Below are 25306 nucleotides of genomic sequence, written 5' to 3'. Positions count from 1 at the left end.
CGGCGTCCGTTCGGTCACGAAAACGTTCCGGTGTTCAACCGATAGTGATCGAATCGAGCTTCCGGCGCAGGTAGACATGGGAGTCGACGGGCTCGTGGGCGACCCGGCCGACGGGAGCGGGCACCGACTCGACCAGCGTTCCCGGGGTGCACTCGCCGAAGTACACGAGCGAGATCAGCTCCTCGGCGGGCGCGTCGGCCGGCGGCGGGAGCACCCGGTGCCGGCCCGAACGCCAGCGGTCGCCGGTCCAACGGGCCATGAGGTCGCCGATGTTGACGGTCAGCGCGGCCGGGTCGTAGGGCGCGTCCCGCCAGCCGCCGGCGTCCGTGAACACCTGGAGCCCGCCCTTGCCGGTCTGGCGGTCGAGCACGGTCACCGTGCCGAAGTCGGTGTGCGGCCCGATCCGGAACTGCCCGGGCCGCGGCTCGCCGACGACCTCGGTGCCCGGATACCAATTGATGTTGAAGCCGTACGTCGGGTGGTCCATGTGCCGGGTGAAGAAGTCCCCTTCGAGGCCGAGCGCCCCGCCGAGCAGGTCCAGCAGCAGCCGCTCGAGGCCGGCCATCGCCGTCAGGTACTCCTCGGTGAGCTCCCGCAGCTCCGGGGTCTCGGCGGGCCAGACGTTGGGCGCGTACCAGGCCGCGTTCACCTCCGGGTCCGCGAACGGTTCACGGGTCGCGAAGGTGAGCGACTCCTTGAGGTCCGGCGGGGTCCGCGTGCCCTCGGCGTAGCCGTTGGCCTCGGCGCCCGGACCGAGCCAGCCGCGCCCGCCGACCCGGGTGGCGTACGGCCGCTTGGCCTGCTCGGGCAGGACGAAGAAGGAGCGGGCGGTCTCGCGCAGCCGGCGGCGCAGTTCCGGGTCCACGCCGTGGCCGGTGACGAGCAGGAAGCCGGCCCGGCGCAGGGCGTCGTCGACGGTGCGGGCGAGCGCGGCGCGGGCGTCGCGGTCCCCGGAGCGCCAGGGCTCCAGGTCGACGGTGGGGATGTCGGAGGGGGGCGTCACGGGGACGCCGGAAGGGTTCGTCACGTCACTCACCGATGTCCTCGTTCCACAGGGCCGGGTTCTTCTCGATGAAGTCGCGCATCAGCGCCGTGCACTCGGGGTCGTCGAGCAGCACGATCTCCACCCCGTGCGCGGCGAGCCAGTCGTGGCCGCCGTGGAAGGTGGCCGCCTCGCCGACGACCACCCGGGAGATCCCGAACTGCCGGACCAGCCCGCTGCAGTACCAGCACGGCGACAGGGTGGTCACCATGGTCGTGCCCCGGTAACTCCGCTGCCGTCCCGCGTCGCGGAAGGCGGCCGTCTCGCCGTGCGCCGAGGGGTCGCCGTCCTGGACGCGGCGGTTGTGGCCCCGGCCGAGCAGGGTGCCGTCCGCGCCGTACAGCGCGGCCCCGATGGGGATGCCGCCCTCGGCGAGTCCGGCGCGTGCCTCCGCCAGCGCGGTCGCGAGCCATGCGCGGGCCTGTGCCTGATCGATGCGCTCCATGCCTCCACTGTCCCCCGGAGCCCCCGCTCGCGCGGCCGGAACACGAGGGCCGCGCGAGGAAGTGCCCGGCGGGGTGCCGCCGTCACGGGGCCGCGGGGGCACCGCCCTTGCGGGCCATGACGAAGGCCTGCGGGGTCTTCTCCCCGTCGTCGGCCTCGCGCACCAGGCGGGCGACCTCGTCCAGGCCCTCCGCCCGCAGGAGCGCGGCGATCCGCTCGGGCGGGAAGCGGTGCACGTCGAGGTCCACGTCATGGCCGTACGCGTGCTCCAGCCGGACCTGTCCGTCGCCCGCCTTGAACGCGATGAGCAGATGGCCGCCGGGGGCGAGGACCCGCCGGAACTCGGCGAACATCACGGGCAGTTCGTCGATCGGCGTGTGCACGGTCGAGTACCAGACGAGGGCTCCGGCGAGGGCCGCGTCCGGCAGGTCGAGTCCGGTCATCGTGCCCGTCTCGAACCGCAGACGAGGATGGGCACGGCGGGCCACCGCGACCATTCCGGGGGAGAGGTCGATCCCGAACGCGTCGAGGCCGAGCTTCTCCAGATGGACCGTCACCCGCCCGGGACCGCATCCGAGATCCGCCACGGGTCCGCCCCCGCCGGCCCGCACCCGTTCGGCGAACGCCTCCAGCATCGCCGTGTCCAGCGGCTTCGCGACCGGCAGGTCCCGGAACAGCTCGGCGTAGTCGGCGGCGACGGTGTCGTAGGAGGCGCGGGTGGCGTGGAGGCGGGTCGTCATGGCGGTGAACGCTAGACCCGGGGTCCGACAGCGACGGCCACGACCGCAGCGAACCGGCCATCCGGGGCGGCGGGTTCCCGCGGCCGCCGGTCCAGGCGTCACGACTCCCGCGAACCGGTCGCCCGGGGGCGCCGGTTGCCGCGTCACGGCCCCGTGAGTCCGGTCCCCGGCGACGGAGGGCTCGCGTGGACCGGCCGCGTGCGGCGGGCGGTTCCCGTGTCACGACCCCCGCGTGACGACCCCCGTGTCACGCATCCTGCGTGCCGGTCACCCGCAGGAGCAGCTTGCCCGTGCTCGTGCGCGATCCCATCAGCGCGTGCGCCCCGGCGGCGTCCTCCAGGGCGAACTCCGCCGTCACGGGCAGGGTGACGGTGCCGTCGGCCACCGTCGCGAACGCCTTCGCGGCGAGGTCCCGTACGGCGGCCGGGTCCGCCGCGGCCAGGCCGAGGATCGAGAACCCGGAGACGGTGAGGCCGGTCGGGTTCAGCTCCTTCTGTCCCACCGTCCAGGGCTCCTCCGAGCCGGCGTTGCCGAACGCGACGAGACGGCCGAAGCGGGCCAGGGAGGCGAGGGTGTCCCGGAAGGTCTCGCCGCCCACCGGGTCCAGGGCCAGGTCCACCCCGCGGCCGTCGGTCGCGTCGCGCACCTCGTCCCGGAAGGAACCCGTGAACACCTGGTCGTAGCCGTTGCCGAGGGCGTACTCGGCCTTCGCCGCGCTGGACACGACGCCGTACACCGTCCCGGCCCCGGCCGCCTTGGCCAGCTGCCCCAGCACCGTTCCCACGCCGCCCGCGGCACTCTGCACGAGCACCGTCTCGCCCGGCCGGATCCGGCCCACGCTGTGCAGGAGCGCGTACGCGGTGGGCAGGACGGTGGGCAGCGTGGCGCCCGTGCGCAGTCCGACACCGTCCGGCAGCGGGAAGGCGGTCGCGGCGTCGGCCACGACCACGTCCGCGTACGCCCCGCCCGCCGTGAGCGCCGCGACCTCCTGGCCGGCCCGCAGTCCCGTGACGTCCGGGCCGACCGCCCGGATCCGGCCCGAGACCTCGAGGCCCGGCACGAACGGCAGGCCCGGCACGCGGTAGCCCTCCGACCTCGCCAGCAGGTCGGCGAAGTTCACGCCCACGTAGGCCACGTCGATGCTCACCTGCCCGGGGCCGGGGTCGGGGACCTTCGCCTCGGTGACCCGCAGGACCTCGGGACCGCCGTACTCCTGGAATTCGACCGTACGCATGGCATACCTCCGGTAGACGCCCGGCTGGACGGCCCGCACCCGCGGACTGTTCAATGAAAAGCGAACACTCGGGAGTGTATGGTTTTCATCGAACACTCGGCAAGCGGTTCGGGAGAACGCGGGCCGCGGAACCAGGGAGGCCGGCGTGGCGGAGCGCACCAGTCACCGGGCGGCGCCCGAGCACACCCATCCCGACGACGTCCCGGTGCTCGCCGCCCTCGCGGCCCTCGCCGATCCCGTGCGGATCCAGCTCGTCAGAGAGCTGGCCGGGTCCCCGGAATGGAGCCGCAGCTGCGGCGGATTCGACGTGCCCGTCGGCAAGGCGGCCCTCAGCCATCACTTCGCCGTGCTGCGCGGCGCAGGTCTCGTCGAGCAGCGCGACGCGGGCCCCAAGCGGGTCAACCGGCTGCGCCGGGCGGAGTTCGACGCCCGCTTCCCGGGCCTTCTCGCCCTGGTGCTGCGCGCGGAGCCGGCCGACGGGATCTGAGGGGCCGTCGGCGCGGCCGACGGCCCGGGCGTCGCTACGACGTCCCGGTGGGCGGCACCCCTGTGAGCCGCGGCCCGGCGGCGGGCACGGCTCCTGCCACGGCCGGGGGTGCGCCCCCGGCCGGTTCTCGGCCGTCCTCCGCGGAGTCGGCCGTCCTCGCAGGACTCAGCTGTCCTCGTCGGACCTGCTCTGGTCCTCGCGGCGGCGCAGTTCCTCCTCGCGGCGGCGCAGGTCCTCCTCCCAGTCCTTCAGCAGGGCCTCGTCCTTGCGGTTCTCGGCCTTGAGGGACTTCAGGAACTCGGGGTTGTCGTCGGGCGCGACGAACGTGGTCCGGTGGTTGCGGTGCCACTCGGCGGGCGTGGAGCCGCCCGCGGGCCCCCGGCGGTTGCGGCCCGCGACCAGCCAGGCGACCGGACCGACCAGCACCTCGCCGAACAGCAGGATGATGATGACCCAGACCACCTTCGGCAGGCCCTTGACCTCCTCCTCCGGCGTGTTCAGACAGTCGATGAACGCGTAGATCCACAGCCCCAGCACCAGCAGGAAGGGCAGATACCTGAGCATGGCCGGACGATCCCCCAGTGAGCGACGGCGGGGCGGCACGGGCCCCCCGGTGACGGGCACAGATTAGCGGGTGGCCGATACTTGGACACATGGCTTACGACGATCTTCGCTCCCTGCTCAGGGCGCTGGAGCGCGAGGGAGACCTCAAGCGCATCAAGGCCGAGGTGGATCCGTACCTGGAGGTCGGGGAGATCGTCGACCGGGTGCAGAAGGCCGGCGGGCCCGCGCTCCTCTTCGAGAACGTGAAGGGCTCCTCCATGCCCCTCGCGATGAACGTGTTCGGCACCGACCGGCGGCTGCTCAAGGCCCTCGGCCTGAAGTCGTACGGAGAGATCTCCGAGAAGATCGGCGGACTGCTCCGGCCCGAACTGCCGCACGGCTTCGTGGGCGTGCGCGAGGCGTTCGGCAAGCTCGGCGCGATGGCGCACGTCCCGCCCAAGAAGGTCAAGGACGCGCCGGTTCAGGAAGTGGTGCTCCAGGGCGAGGACGTCGACCTCGACGCCCTGCCCGCCCTGTTCACCTGGCCCGACGACGGCGGCTCCTTCTTCAACCTCGGGCTCACCCACACCAAGGACCCCGAGTCCGGCATCCGCAACCTCGGTCTCTACCGGCTCCAGCGCCACGACAAGCGCACCATCGGCATGCACTGGCAGATCCACAAGGACAGCCGCAACCACTACCAGGTCGCCGCCCGCAGGGGCGAGCGGCTGCCCGTGGCGATCGCCTTCGGCTGCCCGCCCGCGGTCACCTACGCCTCCACCGCCCCGCTGCCCGGAGACATCGACGAGTACCTCTTCGCCGGGTTCCTCCAGGGCAAGCGGATCGAGATGGTCGACTGCAAGACCGTCCCGCTCCAGGTGCCCGCCAACGCCGAGGTCGTCCTGGAGGGCTGGCTCGAGCCCGGCGAGATGCTGCCCGAGGGGCCGTTCGGCGACCACACCGGCTTCTACACCCCGCAGGAGCCGTTCCCGGCGCTGACCATCGACTGCGTGACGATGCGGCGCAGGCCGCTGCTCCAGTCCATCGTGGTGGGCCGGCCCCCGACGGAGGACGGCCCGCTCGGCCGGGCGACGGAGCGGTTCTTCCTGCCCCTGCTGAAGATCATCGTCCCGGACATCGTGGACTACCACCTCCCCGAGGCGGGCGGTTTCCACAACTGCGCGATCGTCGCGATCGACAAGAAGTACCCCAAGCACGCCCAGAAGGTGATGCACGCCGTCTGGGGCGCCCACATGATGTCCCTGACGAAACTCATCGTGGTCGTGGACGCCGACTGCGACGTCCACGATCTGCACGAGGTCGCCTGGCGCGCCCTCGGCAACACGGACTACGCCCGTGACCTCACGGTCGTCGAAGGCCCGGTCGACCATCTCGACCACGCCTCCTACCAGCAGTTCTGGGGCGGCAAGGCGGGCATCGACGCGACGAGGAAGTGGCCCGAGGAGGGCTACACCCGGGACGGCGGCTGGCCCGAGATGGTGCTGTCCGACCCGCAGACGGCGGCGAAGGTCGACCGCCGTTGGAAGGAGTACGGGCTGTGAGTTCAGCTTCCGCGGCGCTTCCGCAGCCGGGCCGCACCAAGGCGTTCCTGCGCCTCGTCATGATCGAGCACTCGGTGTTCGCGCTGCCCTTCGCCTACATCGCGGCCCTGACGGCGATGTTCGAGGTCGACAGGAACATCCACTGGGGGACGCTGCTCCTGGTGACCGTCGCGATGGTGGGCCTGCGGACCTTCGCGATGGCCGCGAACCGGATCATCGACCGCGAGATCGACGCCCGCAACCCCCGGACGGCCCAGCGCGAACTGGTCACCGGCGCGATGAGCGTCAAGCACGCCTGGACCGGCGCGCTGATCGCCCTGGTCGTCTTCCTCGGCGCCGCGGCGCTGCTCAACCCGCTGTGCCTGGCGCTGGCGCCCATCGCGGTCATCCCGATGGTCGTCTATCCGTACGGCAAGCGGTTCACGAACTTCCCGCAGGCCATCCTCGGGCTCGCCCAGGCGATGGGCCCGGTCGGCGCCTGGATCGCCGTCACCGGCACCTGGTCCTGGGACGCGGTCGTCCTCGGTCTCGCGGTCGGCGTCTGGATCGGCGGCTTCGACCTGATCTACGCCTGCCAGGACGTCGAGACGGACCGTGAGATCGGTGTGATGTCCGTGCCGGCCCGCTTCGGCATCCCGGCCGCGGTCACCGGCGCCCGCGTCTGCCACGCCGTGACGACGGCGCTCTTCGTCTGGTACGGCGCGGCCACCGGCGCCGGGGTCTTCTTCTGGCTCGGCCTGGTGATCGTGGCCGGCGCGTTCCTCTACGAGCACTCCATCGTGAAGCCGCACGACCTGAGCCGGCTGAACCGGGCGTTCTTCCAGGTCAACGGCTTCATCGGGATCGCCCTGTTCGTGTGCGCCCTGCTCGACCTGCTGGTGCGCGGGCTGACGGTCTGACCATGGGCGGTGGCCGGATAGGCTCGACATCATGAAGCCAGGACAGACGCAGCGCCGGCCTTGGATCGTGGGGGTGTCCGGGGCGTCCGGTACGCCGTACGCGGCCTCGGTGCTGCGTTCACTGCTGGACGCGGGCGAGAGCGTCGACCTCGTCGTCAGCAGAGCCTCACGGCTCACGCTGCTCGACGAGACCGGCCTCCCCTTCCGTGACGCCCACTGGCGGGCCGACCTGCGGGCGTGGCTGGAGCGGGGCGCCGACGGCAAGCCCGGCACCTTCGACGTCCCCGACGAGCACCTCGACGCCGTACGGCACTGGAGCGCGGGCGACCTGGCGGCCGGGCCCTCCTCGGGCTCGTACCCGGCCAAGGGCATGCTGATCGTGCCCGCGTCCACCGCCTGTGTGGCCGGGGTCGCGCTCGGGCTGTCCAAGGACCTGCTGCAGCGCGCCGCGAGCGTCACCCTCAAGGAGGGCCGCACGCTGGTCGTCGCCGTGCGGGAGACCCCGCTGAACGGGCAGACACTGCGTCACCTGGTCTCCCTGGACGACGCGGGCGCCACCGTGCTGCCCGCCTCGCCCGCGTTCTACGCGGGGGCCACGCACATCCAGGACCTGGTGGACTTCGTCGCCGGCCGGGCCCTCGACGCGGCGGGCGTCGAACACGGCCTGTACCGCCGGTGGAAGGGCGGACTCGGGAGCGGCTCCCGGGACGCCACCACCTAGACTCGCAAGATTCTCAAGACGTCTCAGACCTTTTCAGCGGAAGGCTTCGATCGCATGGACGCGGTGGACAGGCAGCTCATCCAGGCCCTGAGAGAGAACGGCCGGGCCTCCTACGCGGAGCTGGGGCGCCTCGTCGGTCTGTCGGGACCCAGTGTCACCGACCGCATCAACCGGCTGGAGGCGGCCGGGGTCATCACCGGGTACCGCGCGACGGTCGACTCGGCCTCGCTCGGTCTCGGCGTCACCGCCCTGATCGGCATCTCGCTCTCCGACGCGGCCGACCACGAGGACGTGGCCCGGCGGCTGCGCGACCTCAGCGAGATCGAGGACTGCTGGTTCATCGCGGGCGACGACTCGTTCATGCTCAAGGTGCGCTCCAGCGACGTCGACGGACTGGAGAAGACCATCCGGCGTCTGTCCGGCACCAAGGGCGTCTCCCGCACCCGGACGACGATCGTGCTCTCCACGAAGTGGGAGAACCGGGTCGGAGAGCTGCCGGAAGAGGACTAGGCACACCCCGGGTGGGGCGAAAGGCCCAGGTGGGGGCCTTTCGCCGAGAGGGCGGGGAGTACGGTTGGCAGCGTTCGTCACAGGGAGAGGTAATCGCATGGATGTCGGGCTCAAGCGCGAGCTGGAGGACAAGGTCCGGGCCGGTGAGCGGCTGACCCGTGAGGACGGCATCGCGCTCTACGAGTCGGACGACCTGGCGTGGCTCGGCGGCCTCGCGCACGAGGTGCGCACGCGCAAGAACGGCGACGTCGTCCACTTCAACGTCAACCGCCACCTCAACATGACGAACGTGTGCACCGCGTCCTGCGCGTACTGCTCGTTCCAGCGCAAGCCGGGCGAGAAGGACGCGTACACGATGCGCATCGAGGAGGCGGTGAAGCTCGCCAAGGCGATGGAGGGCGAGAACCTCACCGAGCTGCACATCGTCAACGGCCTGCACCCCAGCCTGCCCTGGCGCTACTACCCGCGCTCGCTCAGCGAGCTGAAGAAGGCCCTGCCGAACGTCTCGCTGAAGGCGTTCACGGCCACCGAGATCCACCACTTCGAGACCATCTCGGGGCTGTCGGCCTCCGAGATCCTCGACGAGCTGATCGAGGCCGGGCTGGAGTCGCTGACCGGCGGCGGCGCGGAGATCTTCGACTGGGAGGTCAGGCAGCACATCGTCGACCACCGCACCCACTGGGAGGACTGGTCGCGCATCCACCGCCTCGCGCACGAGAAGGGTCTCAAGACCCCGTGCACGATGCTGTACGGGCACATCGAGGAGCCCCGCCACCGCGTGGACCACGTGCTGCGGCTGCGTGAGCTCCAGGACGAGACCGGCGGCTTCCAGGTCTTCATCCCGCTGCGCTACCAGCACGACTTCGTGGACATGCAGGACGGCAAGGTCAGGAACCGCCTCCAGGCGCGCACCCAGATGGCGACCGGCGCCGAGGCGCTGAAGACCTTCGCGGTCTCCCGGCTGCTCTTCGACAACGTCCCGCACGTCAAGGTCTTCTGGGTCATGCACGGCGTCCAGACCGCCCAGCTCGCGCTCCAGCACGGCGCCGACGACATGGACGGCTCGGTCGTCGAGTACAAGATCACGCACGACGCCGACAACTACGGCACCCCGAACAAGCTCACCCGCGAGGACCTGCTGGACCTCATCCGCGACGCCGGCTTCCGCCCGGTGGAGCGCAACACGCGGTACGAGATCATCCGCGAGTACGACGGACCGGACCCGGCGCGTCGTGAGTCGCCCCAGCCGATGCGGGTCTGACGTGGCGCTGGTCTTCGAACTGGACCCGGCGGTCACCCCGGGCCTCCGGGACGGCGTGGTCGCCCTGTGGACGGACGTCTCGAACGCCGGCGGCTCCGTCGGCTTCGTGCCGCCGGTGACCCCCGGCGACGTGCGCCCCGAGCTGGTGAAGCACTTCGTCGCCATGGCGGAGGGCCGCACCCGGCTGCTGGTCGGCCTGGACGAGGAGGGCGCCGTCGCCGCGACCGCCTTCCTCACCCACAACACCCACCGGCTGATGAAGCACTGGGTCTGGCTCTACACCGTGATGGTGCACCCCCGGCACCAGGGCAAGGGGCACGGGAGGGACCTGCTCGCCGCCGCCGAGGAGGCGGCGGGCGGCCTCGAGGGCGTCGACGCCATACGGCTGACCTGCCGGGGCGGTGAGGGCCTGGAGCGGTTCTACGCCTCCTGCGGCTACAAGGAGGTCGGGCGGGTCCCGGGCGCGATCCGTGTCGCGCCCGGCGACGACCGCGACGACATCACCATGCTGCTGCCCCTCGCCCGCCGCGGCTGAGGGGCCGCGCGTTCCCGACCGAGGACCCCCTGCAAGATCGACGTCCCGGCGTGCTTCACTGGACGGGGTCCTTCGGGAACGTTCGCAACGAAAGAGTGGATTGAGATGCTCCGCTACACACTGATGCGCCTTGGGATCTTCGTGGGCTGCCTCGTGGTCGTCTGGGGCCTCGTCTACTCGGGCATCGCCCCGCGCGGCCTCGGCGACTCCAACTACATGTGGGTCGTCCTGTTGGCCCTGGTGATCTCCGCGCCGATCAGCTTCGTCGTCCTGCGCGGCGCCCGCGACCGCGCCTCGGAGCAGGTCGTCGCGCGCGTCGACCGCGCCCGGGCGAACCTGGAGCGCAACCGCGCCCAGGAGGACGCCGCCGTGGACGAGGCCGCCACGGGCACCGCGAGCCGGGCGTCCTGAATCCGCCGCGCGCCCGGCCGCGCCGCGGTCCCTCGTAGGCTTGGCGCATGGGTGCTGTGAAGAACAAGCGGATGCCGCGCGCGGTGCGCGAACAGCAGATGCTGGACGCCGCTGTACGGACCTTCGGGCAGCGCGGGTACCGCGCGGCGTCGATGGACGAGATCGCCGAACTGGCGGGCGTGTCCAAGCCGTTGGTGTACCTGTACCTGAACTCGAAGGAAGACCTGTTCACCGCCTGCATCCGGCGTGAGGCCGCGGCGCTCACCGCCGCGGTCCGTGCCGGTGTCCGCACCGAACTGCCCGCCGACCGCCAACTCTGGGAAGGGCTGCGGGCGTTCTTCACCCACACCGCCGAGAACCCGGACGGCTGGTCGGTGCTGCACCTCCAGGCCCGTACGCACGGCGAGCCCTTCGCCGCCGAGGTCTTCGCGATGCGCGAGGAACTGGTCCGGTTCGTCACGCAGTTGATCGTCGTCGCGGCGCGCGAGGCGCACCGCGACCCGTCGTTGCCCGCGCGCGAGGTCGCCGGACTCGCGGAGGCGCTCGTCGGTGCCGCCGAGTCGATGGCCGCCTGGGCCAACGCCACCCCGGGCGTCTCGGCCCGGCAGGCCGCCGCCACCCTGATGAACTTCGCCTGGGCGGGACTCGGCACCCTCATGCAGGGCCGGCCCTGGACCCCGCCGCCCGCCGCCGCCGTCCCGCACCAGACCACCGCGGAGGCCTGACCGGGGAGGACGGCGGGGGCCGTTCGTGCCGGGTCGGGGTCCGAGGGTGCCGGGCGGTGGGGCCTTTCGTGCCGGGGCTTTCCTTGCCGGTCCGGGGCCGTCGGTTCAGTGCCGGCCCCAGCGGCGCAGGGCCGGGGCGACCCGTTCCCGGCCCACCCGGTAGAGGGACTTGGCGCCGCTGCGTGCCGCCCGCCGGATCACGGTCCGCAGCGGGCCCGTACCGGCCGCACCCGGCACGAGTGCCAGCGGCCGGCCCTTCTCGTCCATGCCGTTGCGCTCCAGGATGCCGCCGAGATACGCGCCCGCCCGCCGCGGCGAGTAGTACGGCCGCAGCGCCGGCAGCCGGCCCGCTCCCAGCGCCGCGAGCCGGGCGCGGGCGGCGGCGTAGGGGTCGCTCTTGCCGATGCCCTGCCGCGCCGCCCAGGCCGGGTCGACGCGGGGTGCCGCGCCGGCGTCCAGGTCGTCCCAGGAGGCCAGACAGCCCGAGTGGACGAAGTAGTGGTTGCCGTGCGCCTCCCGGACGCCGAAGTCGGTGAGGATCGCGGTCGGGATGCCCCGGTGCATCGACTCCAGGGCGGCCGTCGAGCTGACGGTCACCAACAGGTCGGTACGGTCCAGGACTTCGCCCATGTTGCCGTAGACCAGACGCAGGTTGGGCGGGGCCGGCTCGGCCAGCCGCTCGACGAGCAGCTGGTACGGGTCGGCCTCGACGTGGGTGGTGTGCTCGCCCGGGAGACTGCGCAGCTTCATCAGCACCAGCCGTTCGGGATGCCGTCGCGCGTGGGCCGCCGCCCGCTCCAGCAGCCCGAGCCGGGCCTCCCGGCCCTTGCGCACCGACGGCTGCACGGCGAAGGTGAGGGTGAACGGCCGTTCCGTGGACGGCGCGTAGGGCTCGCCGCCGAGGAAGGGCAGCGCGCACTCCACCACCGAGTCCGGATCGACGCCGACACTCGCGAACGCGGCCCGGAAGCGGTCCGCGTCGTACGCGCTGTTGGCGAGGACGAGATCGGTGCCGGCCCGGGTCATCAGTCCGTCGACCATCTTCTCGTACACGACCCCGACATAGCCGGTGACCGTGACCGGCCGCCGCTCCCGGCCCTCCCAGGCGATGCCGAGGCCGTGGGCGAGGGCGAGGGTCGTGCCGCCGACGGTGGCCAGGACCGCCACGTCGGCCGCGGCGAGCTCCTCGTCGTCGACCAGTTCCGCGACCGTGACCTCGCGCCGGGTGTCCGGCACGATCCCGATCTCCTCCAGCTGGCGCTCCGTCGGGGTGGCCCGGGTGCGCAGGAAGAGGGCGTCGAGCGCGTGCCCGGGCGCGATCTGCCGGGCCACGGAGGCGCCCCACTTCCAGCGGGTGTCGGAGTCGGCGATGACGGCGATTCGTCTGGGGGGCATGCGCGAGCCTTTCCTGGCCGGCCGGGGGAGTGGACCGAGGCTAGGAACGGTGTCTGAGGGCGGGATGAGTGAGGGCTTGAAAGCACCTTGGGGCGCTGGGTGTGGCCTATGAGGATTTTCTCAACCCACCCTTACCAACTGGGAGTTGAGGACGGAGGCGGTGCCCGGTGAGGGGCTCCGGCCATGAACTGTTCGCCCGGAGTTCACGCGTCCGGCGCGTGCGGCCGCACCTCGGCCCGCAGATGGACCCGGCCGCCCGAGCGGAGCTCGAACGACGGCCCCCGCTCGGCGTAGGTCACCGTTCCCGGCAGCAGCACCGGCGCCCTGAACTCGGCCCGCACTTCCACCGCTTGCCGCGGACCGTACTCGGCGAGGCAGCGGGCGAGCGTCCACATGCCGTGCGCGATGGCGCGCGGGAAGCCGAAGAGGCGGGCGGTGAGCGGATGCAGATGGATGGGGTTGCGGTCCCCGGAGACGGCGGCGTAGCGGCGGCCGACGTCCGCGGCGAGGGGCCACTCGGCGACGGCGGGCAGGGGCGCGGGTCCGTCGGGGGAGGGGAGCGGAGCGGACGGCGGTGCCTCGTGGCGCGGGTTCCCGTCCCCGTTCCCTTCCCGGCTCCCGTCCCCGCCGGCCTCGGCCCGCGCTTCGTCCGGGGTCCCGGGCCGGTGCCGGTGCCGGGCGAGGTAGGTGCTCGTGGACTCCCAGACGAGCCTGCCCCCGGTCCGCGCCTCGGTCAGCACGGTCGCCTCCGTGCCCCGTCGGTGCGGCGCCAGTTTCCCGACCTCCACGGCGAGTTCGTACTCCCGGGTCGCGCCGGCCCCCTCGTGCCGGGTGATGCCGATCGAGGTGTGCACCAGACCGAGCAGCGGGAGCGGGAACGCGCGCCCCGCCATGATCCGCATCGCCAGGGGGAAGGCGAGCACGTGCGGATAGGTGAGGGGCAGGGCGTCGGCGCCGGTCGGGAACCCGCAGGCCCGCTCGTACGCGGCGAGGTGCGCGAGGTCGATCCGTACGCGGGGCAGGACGAGCCGGGTGGCGGGCACGGGGGCGTCGGGGCGGGGCCGCTTGAGGGGGGAGAGCAGGGCGCCGCGGGCCAGCAGCGGGACGAGGGAGGGCGTGGCGGTGAGGGTGCGGGTCCGAGGCTCGGGGCGGATGGGCGGCCGAGTGCGCATCGAGGTCTCCAAGCGGACGGGGAGGTGCGGCTCCCGGTGGGTTCTCCGGGGAGGGGGTTGGACGGCGTTCGGGCGGGCATCTCTTTACTCTGGAGTAAGTTACCGGGGGTAAGGCTACGTCAGGGGGAGGGCGGGGTCGAGATGGGATGCGGAAGGCGGCTGTCGGTGCCGGACCCGCCGGGAGTGCCGGTGCCGGGTCGGACAGGGGCGCGGGTGCCGGGTTCGCCGGGGGTGCGGGTTCAAGGCCCGTCGGGGGTGCCGGTACCGGGTTCGGCGGGGTCGCCGGTGCCGGGCCCGCGTACGGAAAAGAGCACAGCTACCCCGGGTAACTCCCACCTCGCCTGCGGCAAAGCGTCACAAACCCCACACTTCGGCGCCGTAGGATCCCCGTCTCACCGGGTTGCCGAGACCCCCCTGAACCACCCACTTCCCAGGGCCGTATGAGGAAGCGCCACGCGCGCACCGTCGAGCCCGAACACGCTTTGCACCCGCCCCGGCCTCCCGGCCGACAAGGAGCCGCCCCGTGTCCAGCCCGTACGCCTACGACTCCGCCCCCGTCCTCCCGGAGCCCGAGATCAAGCGGCTGGACGGCGTGGTGCGCGAGGTCGCGGTGCCGCCGATCGTGGGCCAGGTGACGCACGGCTCCCTCGCCGACATCCCCTTCGACAACGCGGCCGCGGCCCCGCTGGAGCCGGTCCTCAGCCGGAAGGCGCCGGACGGCGAGGGCTGGCGGGACGTGAGCGCGGCCGAGTTCGCGGACGAGGTCCTCGCGGTGGCCAAGGGGCTGATCGCGGAGGGGTTCGTGCCGGGCGACCGGATCGCCATCATGGCCCGGACGACGTACGAGTGGACGCTCCTCGACTTCGCCGCCTGGGCCGCGGGCCTGGTCACCGTGCCCGTCTATCCGACCTCCTCGGTCTTCCAGACCCGCTGGATCCTCCAGGACTCGGGGGCCGTCGCGCTCGCCGTGGAGAACGTGGGGCAGGCCGCGGCGCTCGGCCCCGAGCGGGAGCACATCCCCGATCTGCGGCACGTGTGGGTCTTCGAGAAGGGGCACCTGGAGCGGCTCGCGGAGCTCGGCCGCGACGTCCCGGACCAGGAAGTGGCCGTACGGCGCGGGATGCTCGGCCCGGACACGCTCGCCACCCTCATCTACACCTCCGGCACCACCGGCCGTCCCAAGGGCTGCGTCCTGACCCACGGCAACTTCTTCGCCGAGGTCGACAACGCCGTCGAACTGCTCTACCCGATCTTCAAGGCCCGCTCCCAGGACCCCGCCTCCACCCTGCTCTTCCTGCCCCTCTCGCACGTCTTCGGCCGCATGGTGGCCGTCGCCTGTCTGCGCGCCCGGGTGAAACTGGGCCACGCCCCGAGCCTGGAGACCGAGGAACTCCTCGCGGACCTGGCGTCGTTCAAGCCGACCTTCCTGCTCGCCATCCCCTATGTGCTGGAGAAGGTCTTCAACACCGCCCGCGCGACGGCCGAACGGATGGGCCGCGGTTCCTCCTTCGACCGGGCGGCCCGGATCGCCCAGAAGTACGGAGAGGCCGTCGAGGCCCGGCAGCACGGCGCCGGTCCCGGACCCGGCCGCTCCCTGCGCGCGGCCCGCGCCCTCTACGACCCCCTGGTCTACCGCCGGATCCGGGCCGCCCTCGGCGGCAGGGTCCGGTACGCCATCTGCGGCGGGTCCCCGCTCGGCCGCCGGCTCGCCGCCTTCTACGCGGGAGCCGGGATCGAGATCTTCGAGGGGTACGGCCTGACGGAGACCACGGCCGCCGCGACCGTCACCCCGCCGCAGAAGCCGCGCCTCGGCACGGTGGGCCGGCCCCTGCCGGGCACCCGGGTGCGGATCGCCGCCGACGGGGAGGTGCTGCTGTGCGGCGCCCAGGTCTTCCGCGGCTACTGGGACCCGCACGCGGGCGGGGTCGTCGACGCCGCCCCGGACGGCTGGTTCGCCACCGGTGACATCGGGGAGCTGGACGACGGCGGCTATCTCGCCATCACCGGCCGCAAGAAGGAGATCCTGATCACCGCGGGCGGCAAGAACGTCGCCCCGGCGCCGCTCCAGGACTTCCTCCGCTCCCATCCGCTGATCGCCCAGTGCATGGTCCTCGGCGACCGCCGACCGTTCGTCTCCGCCCTCGTCACCCTCGACCCCGAGGGCATCGCCCACTGGCGCCGGATGAACGGCAAGCATCCGGTCCCGCCGGAACTCGTCATGGACGAACCGGAGTTGCTGGCCATCGTGCAGCGCGCGATCGACGAGGCCAACCGGATGGTCTCGCGCCCCGAGTCCATCCGCCGCTTCACCGTCCTGCCCGTCGCCTTCACCGAGGAGGCGGGCCACCTGACCCCCTCCATGAAGCTGCGCCGCGCGGCGATCGAGAAGGACTTCAGCAGGGAGATAGAGGCTCTGTACGCGGTGTAGACGCGCGGAGGAAAGGCAGGAGCCCCGCTGCCGGATGGCGCGGGGCTCCTTGGGTACTGCTATCCGTTCCGGATCAAAGCTTCGGGCTCATGGAGCCGGGGGCTTAGAGCGGAGTGACGTTCTCCGCCTGCGGGCCCTTCGGACCCTGCGTGACGTCGAAGGAAACCGACTGGTTCTCTTCGAGCGAACGGAAACCGTTCGCGTTGATCGCGGAGTAGTGGACGAAGACGTCCGGGCCGCCGCCTTCCTGGGCAATGAAACCAAAGCCCTTTTCGGCGTTGAACCACTTCACGGTTCCGGTAGCCATAAGCCCTCCTTGGGCCCAAAGGGTTGCCCTGCTCCAGAACCTGCGATTGTCTAAACAACTGCATACGTCTGAAAACGACGAGAGCCCGCGGTCACATGCTCCGCAGGCTCTGTACTGCAAGGGAAACCAAACTGCAACTTGCGGCGAGCCTAGCACGCGGGCAGCCGAAAGCAATAGAGGCGAAGATCACGTCATCCGGACGGGTGGTCCAAGGCCGGTCAGGGGCCTGACGTGCGTTGACTTCGAGGTGTCACGACGGTTGACACGCGGGGTCGGGATGGTTTCCACCAGCACACGCCGACCCTGAAGCCTGCACCGTATCGCATGGGGGCTAGCCTCGCGATGTGGACAATTCTCGCACCCGGCCGCGCGTCGGCCACATCCAGTTCCTGAACTGCCTGCCCCTGTACTGGGGGCTCGCGAGAACGGGCACGCTCCTCGACTTCGAGCTCACCAAGGACACCCCCGAGAAGCTCAGCGAGCAGCTGGTGCGGGGGGATCTCGACATCGGGCCGATCACGCTCGTCGAGTTCCTCAAGCACGCCGACGACCTCGTCGCCTTTCCCGACATCGCGGTGGGCTGCGACGGCCCCGTGATGTCCTGCGTGATCGTCTCGCAGGTCCCCCTCGACCGTCTGGACGGCGCCCGCGTCGCCCTCGGCTCCACCTCGCGCACCTCCGTGCGGCTCGCCCAGCTGCTGCTGGCCGAGAAGGTCGGGGTGCGGCCCTCGTACTACACGTGCCCGCCCGATCTGAGCCTGATGATGCAGGAGGCCGACGCCGCCGTCCTCATCGGCGACGCGGCGCTGCGCGCCAACCTGCTCGACGGGCCGAAGTACGGGCTCCAGGTGCACGACCTCGGCGCGCTGTGGAAGGAGTGGACCGGTCTGCCGTTCGTCTTCGCCGTCTGGGCGGCCCGGCGCGACTACCTGGAGCGCGAGCCGCTCGTCACCCGCAAGGTGCACCAGGCCTTCCTCGCCTCCAGGGACCTGTCCCTGGACGAGGTCTCCAAGGTCGCCGAGCAGGCGGCCCGCTGGGAGGCCTTCGACGAGTCCGTCCTGGAGCAGTACTTCACGACGCTCGACTTCCGCTTCGGCGGCCCGCAGCTCAAGGCCGTACGGGAGTTCGCGCGCCGGGTGGGCCCGACGACCGGGTTCCCGGAGGATGTGAACGTCCGGCTCCTGCAGCCGTGACGACGCCGGCCGCCCCCGGTCCCGCACGTTCCCGGGGCCGGGAGCGGTCACGGCACTACGCTGCTGGGCAGTGTGTACGGGGGAGGGGGAACCGTGAGTGCCATGCAGCCGCTCGGAGCCGACGAACCCACGGTCGTGGGGCCCTACCGCCTGCTGGGCCGGCTGGGCTCGGGCGGCATGGGGCGCGTGTACCTGGGACGCAGCGCGGGCGGACGTACCGTCGCGGTCAAGATCGTGCATCCGCACTTCGCGCTCGACGAGGAGTTCCGTGCCCGCTTCCGCCGTGAGGTGGAGGCCGCGCGGCGGGTGGGCGGTGCCTGGACGGCGCCCGTCCTGGACGCGGACCCCGAGGCCCCGGTCCCCTGGGTCGCCACCGGCTACGCCGCCGGACCCTCGCTGACGTCCGCCGTCGCCGACGGCGGACCGCTGCCCGTCCACTCTGCCCGCGTGCTCGGCGCCGGACTGGCCGAGGCGCTCACCGCGGTCCACGCCCTGGGGCTCGTCCACCGGGACGTGAAGCCCTCCAACGTGCTGCTCACCCTCGACGGCCCGCTCCTGATCGACTTCGGCATCGCCCGGGCCACGGACGGCACCGCTTCGCTGACCTCGACCGGGGTCTCGGTCGGCTCCCCGGGCTACATGTCCCCGGAGCAGATCCTCGGCAAGGGGATCACGGGAGCCGCGGACGTCTTCTCGCTCGGCGCGGTCCTCGCGTACGCGGCCACCGGCGAGCCGCCCTTCCCCGGCGACTCCTCCGCCTCCCTCCTCTACAAGGTGGTGCACGAAGAGCCTCGACTCGACTCCCTGGAAGGGGAGTTGCGCGAACTGGTGGCGGCCTGTCTGGCCAAGCAGCCGGCTGCGCGGCCCACTCCGGGCGAGGTGGCCGCCCGACTGGCCCCGCAGGGCGCCGCCCGGCTCGTGTCGGCGGGCTGGCTGCCGGGCGCCCTGGTGGAGCGGGTGAGCCGAAGTGCCGTACAGATCCTGAACCTTGAGGCGACGGGTTCGGCACAGGCGCCGCTGTCCGGACCGCTGGGCTTCAGCACCCCCTCGGTCGAGGCGGGGCGGGTGACCGGGGGCGGGGAGGGCTCCGGCGCCGGGGGCGGTACGGGTTCGGGAGTGTCGGCGGGCTCCGGCGGCGGGGCCGGTGCGGGGGCCGGCACCGGCTCGGGTACGGGGTCTGGCGCGGGGGCCGGTACCGGCTGGGGTACGGGTTCCGCGCCGGGGTCCGGTGGTGGCTCGGGTACGGGTTCCGTGCCGGGGTCCGGTGGTGGCTCGGGTACGGGGGCCGGGGTGGGGTCCGGGTTCGGCGCGGGCTCCGGCTTCGGCGTGGCTTCCGGCTCCGAATCCGGCGCGGTGGTGTCCGGGGCGGTCGTGTCCGGCGGGACCGCCGGGACGCCGGGTCCGGGGCAGGGGTTCGGGCCGCCTCCGCCCGGCTTCGGGCCACCGCCCGCGATGCCCGCGTACGTACCGGGGCAGGCCGGCGCCCGGGACACCGGGCCGCAGGACGCCGTGCACCACGAGGGGGCGGCGGCCCCGGGGACGTCCGAGCGCCCGGGCAGGCTCTCCGTCAGCGTCGCGGCGACCTCCGCGCCCGGCGCCGGAGGACAGGGCCGCCGGGTGAGCTGTACGGTCGCGCTGGCCGTCGCGGGCGCGCTGGCGGCGGTGACCGTCGGATCCGCGTTCCTCTTCGACCTGCTGCCGGGCGGCGACGAGGACGGGGCGAAGGTGGCGGGCGGGCGCCCGTCGGCGAGCCGGAGCGTCTCCGCCACGGGGCCGAGCGCGACCGCCGAGGAACCGGGCTCCACGCGGACCGCCCCGGTACCGGCCCCGACCGGGAGCACGGCCGATCCGGGCGGGCAGCTGTCGAAGATCCCCGCCTCCTACCTCGGCACCTGGGAGGGCGACGGACTCGGCCTGAGCGGCACGCTGCCCATGGGGAAGTTCCGCGTCACCGTCCACCAGGCGGCGGTGGGGCAGGAGCTGGGCACCTTCCGGCAGACCGACCAGATCGGCGGCATCTGCGACGACGTCCTCGTACTGAAGAAGGTCACCGCGAAGCAGCTCGTCGCCACGAGCGTGGCCTCGGAGTCCAACCGTGACGTCTGCACCAAGGGCCGGCACGAGGTCCGGCTGACGCCGGTCGGCAGCGACCTCACCTACGAGACGGACAACCCCGAGGCGGGGGACCCGGTGGCCCGGATGGCCAAGGTCGGCTGATCAGCCGGCCGTCGCGTCCGCCGGGCTCTCGCCGGGTCCGGCCTTCGCCACCTCGCGCGCCCTCATGATCTTCATGGCCGTCGTGATCAGCACGGTGGAGACCAGGACCGTCGAGAGCAGGCCGACGGCCCAGAACCACGGGTACTCGACGTGGATCCAGCAGGGGTTGCCCCGGGCGTAGCAGCCGCCGTCCCAGTCGCGCCGGTGCTTGGGGCGGAAGCCCGCGAAGACGACGACCGCCCACACGAAGACGGCGGCGGCGCCGGACAGGGAGGCGACGGCCCAGCCGACCGAGCGGAGCGGACTCGCCTTCCACGTCACGCGGCCGAGGGACATGACCGCCACGGCCAGTCCGGCCGGCAGCAGGGTGCCGACGAAGGCCGCGAAGGCGTACCCGCCGCCGGGTGCGGCGGGCGCCGTCCGGCCCCAGAGGTCGGCACCCCAGGTCATGACGGTGAGCGCGAACCCGACGATCGCCGCCGTGACGATCACCATGACGAGGCAGCCGAACCACGTACCTCCCCGGGAAGCCTTCTCGTCGTGCTGCCCCGCGGACGGTCCCCGCCGCACATGCTCGTACCCGAGTGCCGCCCCCGCGGCCCGCCGCCGCCTGGGTCGCGCCGATCCGCCCACCGGACCCGCCCCCCTCTTCTCTCGTCACCTCTGCCCTTGGTCCCGCCCCGGCCCGGACGGGCCCCGCTCACATCGGGGTCGTCACCGTCAGCGGCTCCCCGTCGCCGAGGTGCAGCAGGCCCTTGCCGGGGGCGACCGGCCCGCCGACCATGCTGCGGTTCGTACGGATGCCGATCAGCTCGCCCGCGGAGGAGTCCTGCGGACACAGCAGGATGCCCCGGCGGCCCTTCTTCATCTCGACCTGCCAGCCGGAGAAGCCGCTGCACACGTCCTCCTCGTCCCCGGCGATGACCAGGCCTAGACCGCGTTCGGTGCCGCGCTGCACGATCCGCTTGAAGACCGTCGCGGCGTCGCAGTCCTCCAGGACCTCGCCGTCGTCGACCAGCACCACGACCGGCGCCTCGGGCGTCGCCGAGTCGATGGCCTCGCGCAGGTCGTCGCTCTCGATGTCGTCCTCGTCGAAGACCTTCAACACGCCGTCCTGGCCGTCCAGTTCGCGCAACGGCGAGGGGCGCGGAGCCGCGACGACCAGCCGTACGCCCTGGGCCAGGTACGAGCGCGCCATGTTCATCAGCGTCGTACTGCGCCCGGACTTGGCGGGGCCCGCGACGACGAACGTCGGCACGCCCCGGGACAGGTCGGGGCCGAAGCCCCTGACGTCGTCGCCGCCGATGCCCACGAGGCTCCACAGCGGAGAGCGGGAGGCGTCGGGGTCGCGCATCTCCCACGCGTCCGCGAAGGTGATCCGGGTGGGCAGCACGTCCACCCGGAACGGGCGCCGGGAGCGCGGCAGCGCGGCGTCGCGGGCGGTGGCGGCCTCGCCGATCGCCGTGAGCGCGGCCGCCTGGCCCTGGCCGGTGGCGTCCTCGGTGAGCAGGGCGAACTGGGTCTCGGTGCCGTGCTCGTTGCGGTAGCCGCGGCCGGGCGGGATCTCCTCGGGGACCTTGCGCGCGTTGACGCCGATCAGCGAGAAGTCCGAGCGGTCGGCGAGCCGCAGGGCGTACTTGTCCTCGGTGAGCGAGCCGATCCGGGTGGAGAGGATCTGCCGGTCGCCCGTCATCACCAGGTGCAGCCCGACGCTCGCGCCCTCGCGCATCATCGCCGTGAGCTGGTCGGTCAGATCGCCGTGGTCGTACTCGCCGAGCGTCGGCAGCCAGCCCTCCCAGCGGTCCAGCAGCACCACGATGTGCGGCAGCCGCTCCTCCTCGGCCGACGCGGCCCGCTGCTCGCCGATGTCGGCGAAGCCCTTCTCCGCCAACAGGTCCTGCCTGCGCGAGAGTTCACCCTTGAGCCGGGCGACGAGGCGGACCACGCGCTCGGTCTGGTTGCGGCCGACGACGGCACCGCAGTGCGGCAGCCGGGTCAGCGCGTTGAGCGCGCCGTTGCCGCAGTCGATGCCGTACAGATGGACGTCGGCGGCCGAGTGGGTGCGGGCCAGCGAACCGGCGATCGTCCGCAGGATCTGGGAGCGGCCGCTGCGCGGGGCGCCGCCGATGAGCAGATGCCCGAAGGAGGCGAAGTCCACCACGACCGGGCGGCGCGCCTGGTCGGCGGGCAGGTCCTCGACGCCGTACGGAGCCGGAGGGAGCTTGCCGGGACCGCCCCGGAACGCCGGCGCGGTGATCTCGTCGAGCAGCAGCGTCTCGGCGAGGGCGGGCAGCCAGGGGCTGTGCTGGGGCGGGATGCCGAGGGCCAGGTTGGCCTCGCGCACGGCGTCGACCAGCACCTTGAGGTCGGTGATCTCCTCCTCCTCGCGCTGCTCGGCCTTCGGCTTGACCAGCGCGGCCCGCCCGAGGTCCGCCCAGCCGAGCGGTCCGGCCCAGGGCGCGAGCGCCGCCGGGTCGGCCGCACCGGGCCGGCGGCCGCCGACGCGTCCGGACTGGAACGGTACGAGGGAGGCGTGCCCGAGCCGCACGTAGGCGCGTCCCGGCGTGTTCTTGGAGATGTGGCCGGCCTCGGGGGAGTCGATGACGTCGCTCGACTCGCCGCCGTCGGTCACCCGCAGCGCTATCCGGAGGTTGGTGTTGGCCCGGATCTCCGGCGAGACGACACCGCTGGGCCGCTGGGTCGCCAGCAGCAGGTGGATGCCGAGCGAACGTCCCCGCTGGGCGATGTTGACCAGGCCCGTCACGAAGTCGGGCAGGTCGCGCACCATGGAGGCGAACTCGTCGATGACGATGAGGAGTCGGGGCACGGGCGCGTGCGAGGGGTCCCGGCGGACCAGGTCCTGGTAGTCCTCGATGTCCTTGGCGTCGGCGGCGGCGAGGATGTGCTCGCGCCGCTTGAGCTCCGCGCCGAGCGATTCCAGCGCGCGCTCCACGAGATGGGCATCGAGGTCGGTCACCATGCCCACGGTGTGCGGGAGTTGGACGCAGTCCTTGAACGCCGAGCCGCCCTTGTAGTCGACGAGGACGAACGTCATGTTCTCGGGGGTGTTGGCGACGGCCAGAGAGGCCACGATCGTCTGGAGCAGCTCCGACTTGCCGGAGCCCGTCGTACCCGCGATGAGGCCGTGCGGGCCGTCGCGGCGCATGTCGATGCCGAACGGGCCGTCGTAGGACTCGCCGATGACCGCCGTCGTCGACTGTCCGCCCAGCCGCCAGCGGGCGCTGATCGCGTCGCCGGTCGGCGGCTCCAGCTGGAGCACGTCGAGCAGCCGGCTCGCGCCCGGGAGGGCCGAGTCCTCGGTCTCGCCGCTGATGTCGCGCAGCGCGGACAGGGAGCGCGCGAGCCGGGAGCACCAGGCGGCCGACACGAGGTCGGGCCGTACGTCCCGCACCCGGGCGATGCCCGTCTGCTGCACGCGCAGCCGCAGTTCGAGCTCCTTCTCCGTCCCGGCGGCGGAATCGCCGGCCTCGGTGGCGTGCCAGGCGTGGAAGGAGGGGAAGCCGCCGGGGGCGGAGGGCGCGGCCAGGGCCGGTCCCCGCTGGTCGGGGTGCTCCTCGGGACGGGGCTCCGCGATGACGATGGCCTGGCACTCGCCGGGCAGGAAGCGTTCCTCGGCGTCCAGACAGATCGAGTACAGCGACATGGCCGGGCCCTCGCGCAGCAGGCGCACCACTCCCGGCATGGACCGCAGCCGCCGGGAGCCGTCCCAGACGACGACGATGTCCGGGTCGCTGAAGGTGGCCTTGTTGCCGTTCTGCCGGGCGGCCTTCTGGCGGGCGTCGAGGAGCTGGGTCAGCTCGCCGATGCGGGCGCCGACGGTCTCGGCGTCCGTGCCGATGAGGACGTTGGCGTCCTGGGCGCCGGCGGGCCTGCTGTGCGGGAGCCAGCGCACCCAGTCCCAGCTGTCCCGGCCGGCGTTCTCCGTCAGGACGTAGAACTGGACGTCGAGGGGGCTGTGCAGCACCGCGGTCTGCGCGACGGCCCAACGCCCCAGCGCCCGGGCCGAGTCACCGGGTCCGGCGACGCCGACGACACCGCGCTCGGCGAGCGGGAGGGCGACCGGGGCGTCCTCGATGGTCCAGGTGACCTGGCGCTTGTGGTCGTCCTGCTCGGGGTCGTCGAGCACGACCTCGGAGGGCAGCTGTCCGGTGCCGACGCGCAGCAGCAGATGGTCGGCGTCCGTACGGCGCCGCTCCCACAGCCGGGTGCGCGGCCCGGTGCCCAGCGACAGCACGGTCGCCGGATCGGGGACCGCCCGGCGCCGGTCGAGCCGTTCGGCGACCAGGGCCTCCTGGGCGTCCTTCTCGATCCGGGCCTTGTGCTCCTTGTACTCCTTGACCTGCTTGGCGTGGGACTTGCGGCCCTGCTTCTTGTCCATGAGGTAGTTGCCGAGCATGATCAGCGGGCTCAGCAGAGCCATGATCATGTAATACCAGCGTCCGAAGACCAGCACCATGACGACGGCGCTGACCAGCGGCGTCAGCGCCATCAGCCAGGGCAGCGGACGGGCCTCGTAGTCCCGTACGGGATTCGGCAGCCGGAACTTCGTCTCCCGCTCCGGCGGGTGCAGCCGCGGGGGCCGGTTGTAGTCGAGGCCGGCTCCGTCGTCCGACCACTTGAGCGCGGCGTCGGGCGGGGAGTAACGGTCCAGCTGGAAAAGGGTGTTGCCGACCGCGACCTGGGCGCCGAGGGGCCAGCCGTCGTCCTCGCGCTCCTCGAGGGGTTCGCCGTCGAGGGTGACGCCCTGCTTCTCCCCGTGCACGGTGACGCCGCACGTCCCGTCCGTTGCAACTGACAACGTCAGTGCCCTCTGCGGAAGTTCGGGGTCGTCGACGCGTACGTACGAGGCGGGTCCGCTGCCGATGTCGTACCGGCCGATCCCGAGCCGGTGCACCGCACCGGCCGCCGGGCCGCCCGCCACCCGCAGTTCGACCAGTCCGGTCGGCTCGCCGGGCAGGCATCCGGCCGGGTCGTGCAGGCTCACGACGGCGCCCTCGCGCAGCGGCGAGGTGGCGATGGTGGCGCCGGGGTCGACGGCGCGTCCGTCCACGAACGCGACCGGAGCGCCGGCGCCGGCCGCCCCCGGCTGCTGCCCGATGGGGATGATCTGCGCTCCGACGCCGTAACCGACGTGCTCCGCCAGCTCCTTGGCGATGTCCCCCACCGAGGACTCGGGATCCGCGTCGAGCACCACGTCGGCGGTGGCGCCGCCGAGCGGGTCGACGACGGTCAGGGTCAACCGCACGCTCGTCCTCCCCCAGACACCGAAGGCCGCTTCCGGAACGCGGGCCACAGTGCTCCCGACCATAGCCGCTCACCGCTTCCCGCAGGCAACGGCCCGTGTGAGGGAACCACGAAGGCCCGTGCCGGTGAACGCCCTTGGTGCGGGCTCGTGACACAACCGGGGTGTGCTCCTGCAAGCGCCGTAAGTAAGCTGCTTGCTCGACGCGGACGGGTCG

Annotated in this window: 22 protein-coding genes; 12 read left to right on the top strand and 10 right to left on the bottom strand. The window is 72.5% G+C overall.

The features are described from left to right. Positions 1-34: 34 nt before the first annotated feature. From IO36_RS38335 to IO36_RS38320, 4 genes are all read right to left on the bottom strand, one after another. Positions 35-1027 (bottom strand): isopenicillin N synthase family dioxygenase, encoded by a 993-nt coding sequence (locus IO36_RS38335; RefSeq protein WP_245173634.1) that lies wholly within the window; start codon positions 1025-1027, stop codon positions 35-37. 1 nt (position 1028) lies between these two features. Continuing rightward, positions 1029-1487, bottom strand: coding sequence for a nucleoside deaminase (locus IO36_RS38330; protein WP_037627296.1), 459 nt, complete (start codon positions 1485-1487; stop codon positions 1029-1031). Positions 1488-1569: 82 nt separating this feature from the next. After that, positions 1570-2226 (bottom strand): class I SAM-dependent DNA methyltransferase, encoded by a 657-nt coding sequence (locus IO36_RS38325; protein ID WP_037627294.1) that lies wholly within the window; start codon positions 2224-2226, stop codon positions 1570-1572. 247 nt (positions 2227-2473) lie between these two features. Then, positions 2474-3460: a quinone oxidoreductase family protein gene (locus tag IO36_RS38320; protein ID WP_037627291.1), complete on the bottom strand. Its 987-nt coding sequence runs from the start codon at positions 3458-3460 to the stop codon at positions 2474-2476. Positions 3461-3605: 145 nt separating this feature from the next. Between IO36_RS38320 and IO36_RS38315 the strand changes: the two genes are divergently transcribed. Then, positions 3606-3947: an ArsR/SmtB family transcription factor gene (locus IO36_RS38315; protein WP_037627289.1), complete on the top strand. Its 342-nt coding sequence runs from the start codon at positions 3606-3608 to the stop codon at positions 3945-3947. 165 nt (positions 3948-4112) lie between these two features. Here the strand turns inward: IO36_RS38315 and IO36_RS38310 are convergent, their stop codons facing one another. Then, positions 4113-4511 carry a PLD nuclease N-terminal domain-containing protein gene (locus IO36_RS38310; RefSeq protein WP_037627287.1) on the bottom strand — a complete coding sequence of 133 codons (399 nt, stop codon included), beginning with the start codon at positions 4509-4511 and terminating at the stop codon, positions 4113-4115. Between the two features lie 89 nt (positions 4512-4600). Here IO36_RS38310 and IO36_RS38305 point away from each other — a divergent pair, with 89 nt between their 5' ends. The 8 genes from IO36_RS38305 (at position 4601) to IO36_RS38270 (ending at position 11114) form a co-directional block, all read left to right on the top strand. Further along, a complete protein-coding gene (locus IO36_RS38305) occupies positions 4601-6052 on the top strand; it encodes a menaquinone biosynthesis decarboxylase (protein WP_037627285.1) in 1452 nt (483 codons plus the stop codon). Continuing rightward, entirely contained in the window at positions 6049-6951 is a 903-nt protein-coding gene (gene mqnP, locus IO36_RS38300) for a menaquinone biosynthesis prenyltransferase MqnP (RefSeq protein ID WP_037627283.1), read from the top strand. Before IO36_RS38305 ends, mqnP begins: the two co-directional genes overlap by 4 nt. 31 nt (positions 6952-6982) lie before the next feature. Further along, positions 6983-7672, top strand: coding sequence for a UbiX family flavin prenyltransferase (locus IO36_RS38295; protein ID WP_037627280.1), 690 nt, complete (start codon positions 6983-6985; stop codon positions 7670-7672). 54 nt (positions 7673-7726) lie between these two features. Then, on the top strand, positions 7727-8182 hold the full coding sequence (locus IO36_RS38290; RefSeq protein ID WP_037627278.1) for an Lrp/AsnC family transcriptional regulator: 456 nt from the start codon (positions 7727-7729) through the stop codon (positions 8180-8182). A 97-nt stretch (positions 8183-8279) separates the two neighbouring features. Next, the gene (gene mqnE / locus IO36_RS38285; RefSeq protein WP_037627276.1) at positions 8280-9443 is read left to right on the top strand and encodes an aminofutalosine synthase MqnE; all 1164 of its coding nucleotides are present in this window, start codon (positions 8280-8282) and stop codon (positions 9441-9443) included. Position 9444: 1 nt separating this feature from the next. Then, entirely contained in the window at positions 9445-9978 is a 534-nt protein-coding gene (locus tag IO36_RS38280; RefSeq protein WP_037627274.1) for a GNAT family N-acetyltransferase, read from the top strand. A 105-nt stretch (positions 9979-10083) separates the two neighbouring features. Beyond that, positions 10084-10389 carry a DUF4229 domain-containing protein gene (locus IO36_RS38275; RefSeq protein WP_037627272.1) on the top strand — a complete coding sequence of 102 codons (306 nt, stop codon included), beginning with the start codon at positions 10084-10086 and terminating at the stop codon, positions 10387-10389. 47 nt (positions 10390-10436) lie between these two features. After that, positions 10437-11114 carry a TetR/AcrR family transcriptional regulator gene (locus IO36_RS38270; RefSeq protein ID WP_037627270.1) on the top strand — a complete coding sequence of 226 codons (678 nt, stop codon included), beginning with the start codon at positions 10437-10439 and terminating at the stop codon, positions 11112-11114. Between the two features lie 105 nt (positions 11115-11219). Here the strand turns inward: IO36_RS38270 and IO36_RS38265 are convergent, their stop codons facing one another. Both IO36_RS38265 and IO36_RS38260 read right to left on the bottom strand, forming a co-directional pair. Continuing rightward, positions 11220-12509 (bottom strand): DUF6716 putative glycosyltransferase, encoded by a 1290-nt coding sequence (locus IO36_RS38265; protein ID WP_037627269.1) that lies wholly within the window; start codon positions 12507-12509, stop codon positions 11220-11222. Between the two features lie 203 nt (positions 12510-12712). Further along, positions 12713-13681, bottom strand: a complete 969-nt coding sequence (locus IO36_RS38260; protein WP_037627550.1) for a MaoC family dehydratase — start codon at positions 13679-13681, stop codon at positions 12713-12715. Positions 13682-14204: 523 nt separating this feature from the next. Between IO36_RS38260 and IO36_RS38255 the strand changes: the two genes are divergently transcribed. Further along, positions 14205-16109: an AMP-dependent synthetase/ligase gene (locus IO36_RS38255; RefSeq protein WP_037627267.1), complete on the top strand. Its 1905-nt coding sequence runs from the start codon at positions 14205-14207 to the stop codon at positions 16107-16109. A 103-nt stretch (positions 16110-16212) separates the two neighbouring features. Here IO36_RS38255 and IO36_RS38250 read toward each other — a convergent pair whose 3' ends face one another. Further along, on the bottom strand, positions 16213-16416 hold the full coding sequence (locus IO36_RS38250; RefSeq protein ID WP_037627265.1) for a cold-shock protein: 204 nt from the start codon (positions 16414-16416) through the stop codon (positions 16213-16215). Positions 16417-16760: 344 nt separating this feature from the next. Here IO36_RS38250 and IO36_RS38245 point away from each other — a divergent pair, with 344 nt between their 5' ends. Together IO36_RS38245 and IO36_RS38240 are read left to right on the top strand one after the other, a co-directional pair. Continuing rightward, positions 16761-17609 carry a menaquinone biosynthetic enzyme MqnA/MqnD family protein gene (locus IO36_RS38245; RefSeq protein ID WP_037627263.1) on the top strand — a complete coding sequence of 283 codons (849 nt, stop codon included), beginning with the start codon at positions 16761-16763 and terminating at the stop codon, positions 17607-17609. Positions 17610-17711: 102 nt separating this feature from the next. Further along, positions 17712-19826 carry a serine/threonine-protein kinase gene (locus IO36_RS38240; RefSeq protein ID WP_037627260.1) on the top strand — a complete coding sequence of 705 codons (2115 nt, stop codon included), beginning with the start codon at positions 17712-17714 and terminating at the stop codon, positions 19824-19826. On the opposite strand, the gene IO36_RS38235 is transcribed toward IO36_RS38240, so the two are convergent. Both IO36_RS38235 and IO36_RS38230 read right to left on the bottom strand, forming a co-directional pair. Next, positions 19827-20321 (bottom strand): hypothetical protein, encoded by a 495-nt coding sequence (locus IO36_RS38235; RefSeq protein ID WP_037627259.1) that lies wholly within the window; start codon positions 20319-20321, stop codon positions 19827-19829. Positions 20322-20526: 205 nt separating this feature from the next. Then, the gene (locus IO36_RS38230) at positions 20527-25092 is read right to left on the bottom strand and encodes an FtsK/SpoIIIE domain-containing protein (RefSeq protein WP_037627548.1); all 4566 of its coding nucleotides are present in this window, start codon (positions 25090-25092) and stop codon (positions 20527-20529) included. Positions 25093-25306 lie beyond the last annotated feature (214 nt).

Origin of the sequence: Streptomyces aureus (assembly GCF_000725495.1) — a bacterium.
Lineage (GTDB): Bacteria > Actinomycetota > Actinomycetes > Streptomycetales > Streptomycetaceae > Streptomyces > Streptomyces aureus_B.
The sequence above is the reverse complement of the archived record's forward strand: the minus strand, read 5'-3'. Positions and strand labels throughout refer to the sequence as shown.

Coding starts and splice junctions, on each gene's coding strand:
- IO36_RS38295 (WP_037627280.1), top strand. CDS start 6,983: ATGAAGCCAGGACAGACGCAGCGCCGGCCTTGGATCGTGGGGGTGTCC.
- IO36_RS38275 (WP_037627272.1), top strand. CDS start 10,084: ATGCTCCGCTACACACTGATGCGCCTTGGGATCTTCGTGGGCTGCCTC.
- IO36_RS38305 (WP_037627285.1), top strand. CDS start 4,601: ATGGCTTACGACGATCTTCGCTCCCTGCTCAGGGCGCTGGAGCGCGAG.
- IO36_RS38265 (WP_037627269.1), bottom strand. CDS start 12,509: ATGCCCCCCAGACGAATCGCCGTCATCGCCGACTCCGACACCCGCTGG.
- IO36_RS38240 (WP_037627260.1), top strand. CDS start 17,712: ATGCAGCCGCTCGGAGCCGACGAACCCACGGTCGTGGGGCCCTACCGC.
- IO36_RS38235 (WP_037627259.1), bottom strand. CDS start 20,321: ATGGTGATCGTCACGGCGGCGATCGTCGGGTTCGCGCTCACCGTCATG.
- IO36_RS38330 (WP_037627296.1), bottom strand. CDS start 1,487: ATGGAGCGCATCGATCAGGCACAGGCCCGCGCATGGCTCGCGACCGCG.
- IO36_RS38250 (WP_037627265.1), bottom strand. CDS start 16,416: ATGGCTACCGGAACCGTGAAGTGGTTCAACGCCGAAAAGGGCTTTGGT.
- IO36_RS38290 (WP_037627278.1), top strand. CDS start 7,727: ATGGACGCGGTGGACAGGCAGCTCATCCAGGCCCTGAGAGAGAACGGC.
- IO36_RS38270 (WP_037627270.1), top strand. CDS start 10,437: ATGGGTGCTGTGAAGAACAAGCGGATGCCGCGCGCGGTGCGCGAACAG.
- IO36_RS38320 (WP_037627291.1), bottom strand. CDS start 3,460: ATGCGTACGGTCGAATTCCAGGAGTACGGCGGTCCCGAGGTCCTGCGG.
- IO36_RS38325 (WP_037627294.1), bottom strand. CDS start 2,226: ATGACGACCCGCCTCCACGCCACCCGCGCCTCCTACGACACCGTCGCC.
- IO36_RS38310 (WP_037627287.1), bottom strand. CDS start 4,511: ATGCTCAGGTATCTGCCCTTCCTGCTGGTGCTGGGGCTGTGGATCTAC.
- IO36_RS38260 (WP_037627550.1), bottom strand. CDS start 13,681: ATGCGCACTCGGCCGCCCATCCGCCCCGAGCCTCGGACCCGCACCCTC.
- mqnE (WP_037627276.1), top strand. CDS start 8,280: ATGGATGTCGGGCTCAAGCGCGAGCTGGAGGACAAGGTCCGGGCCGGT.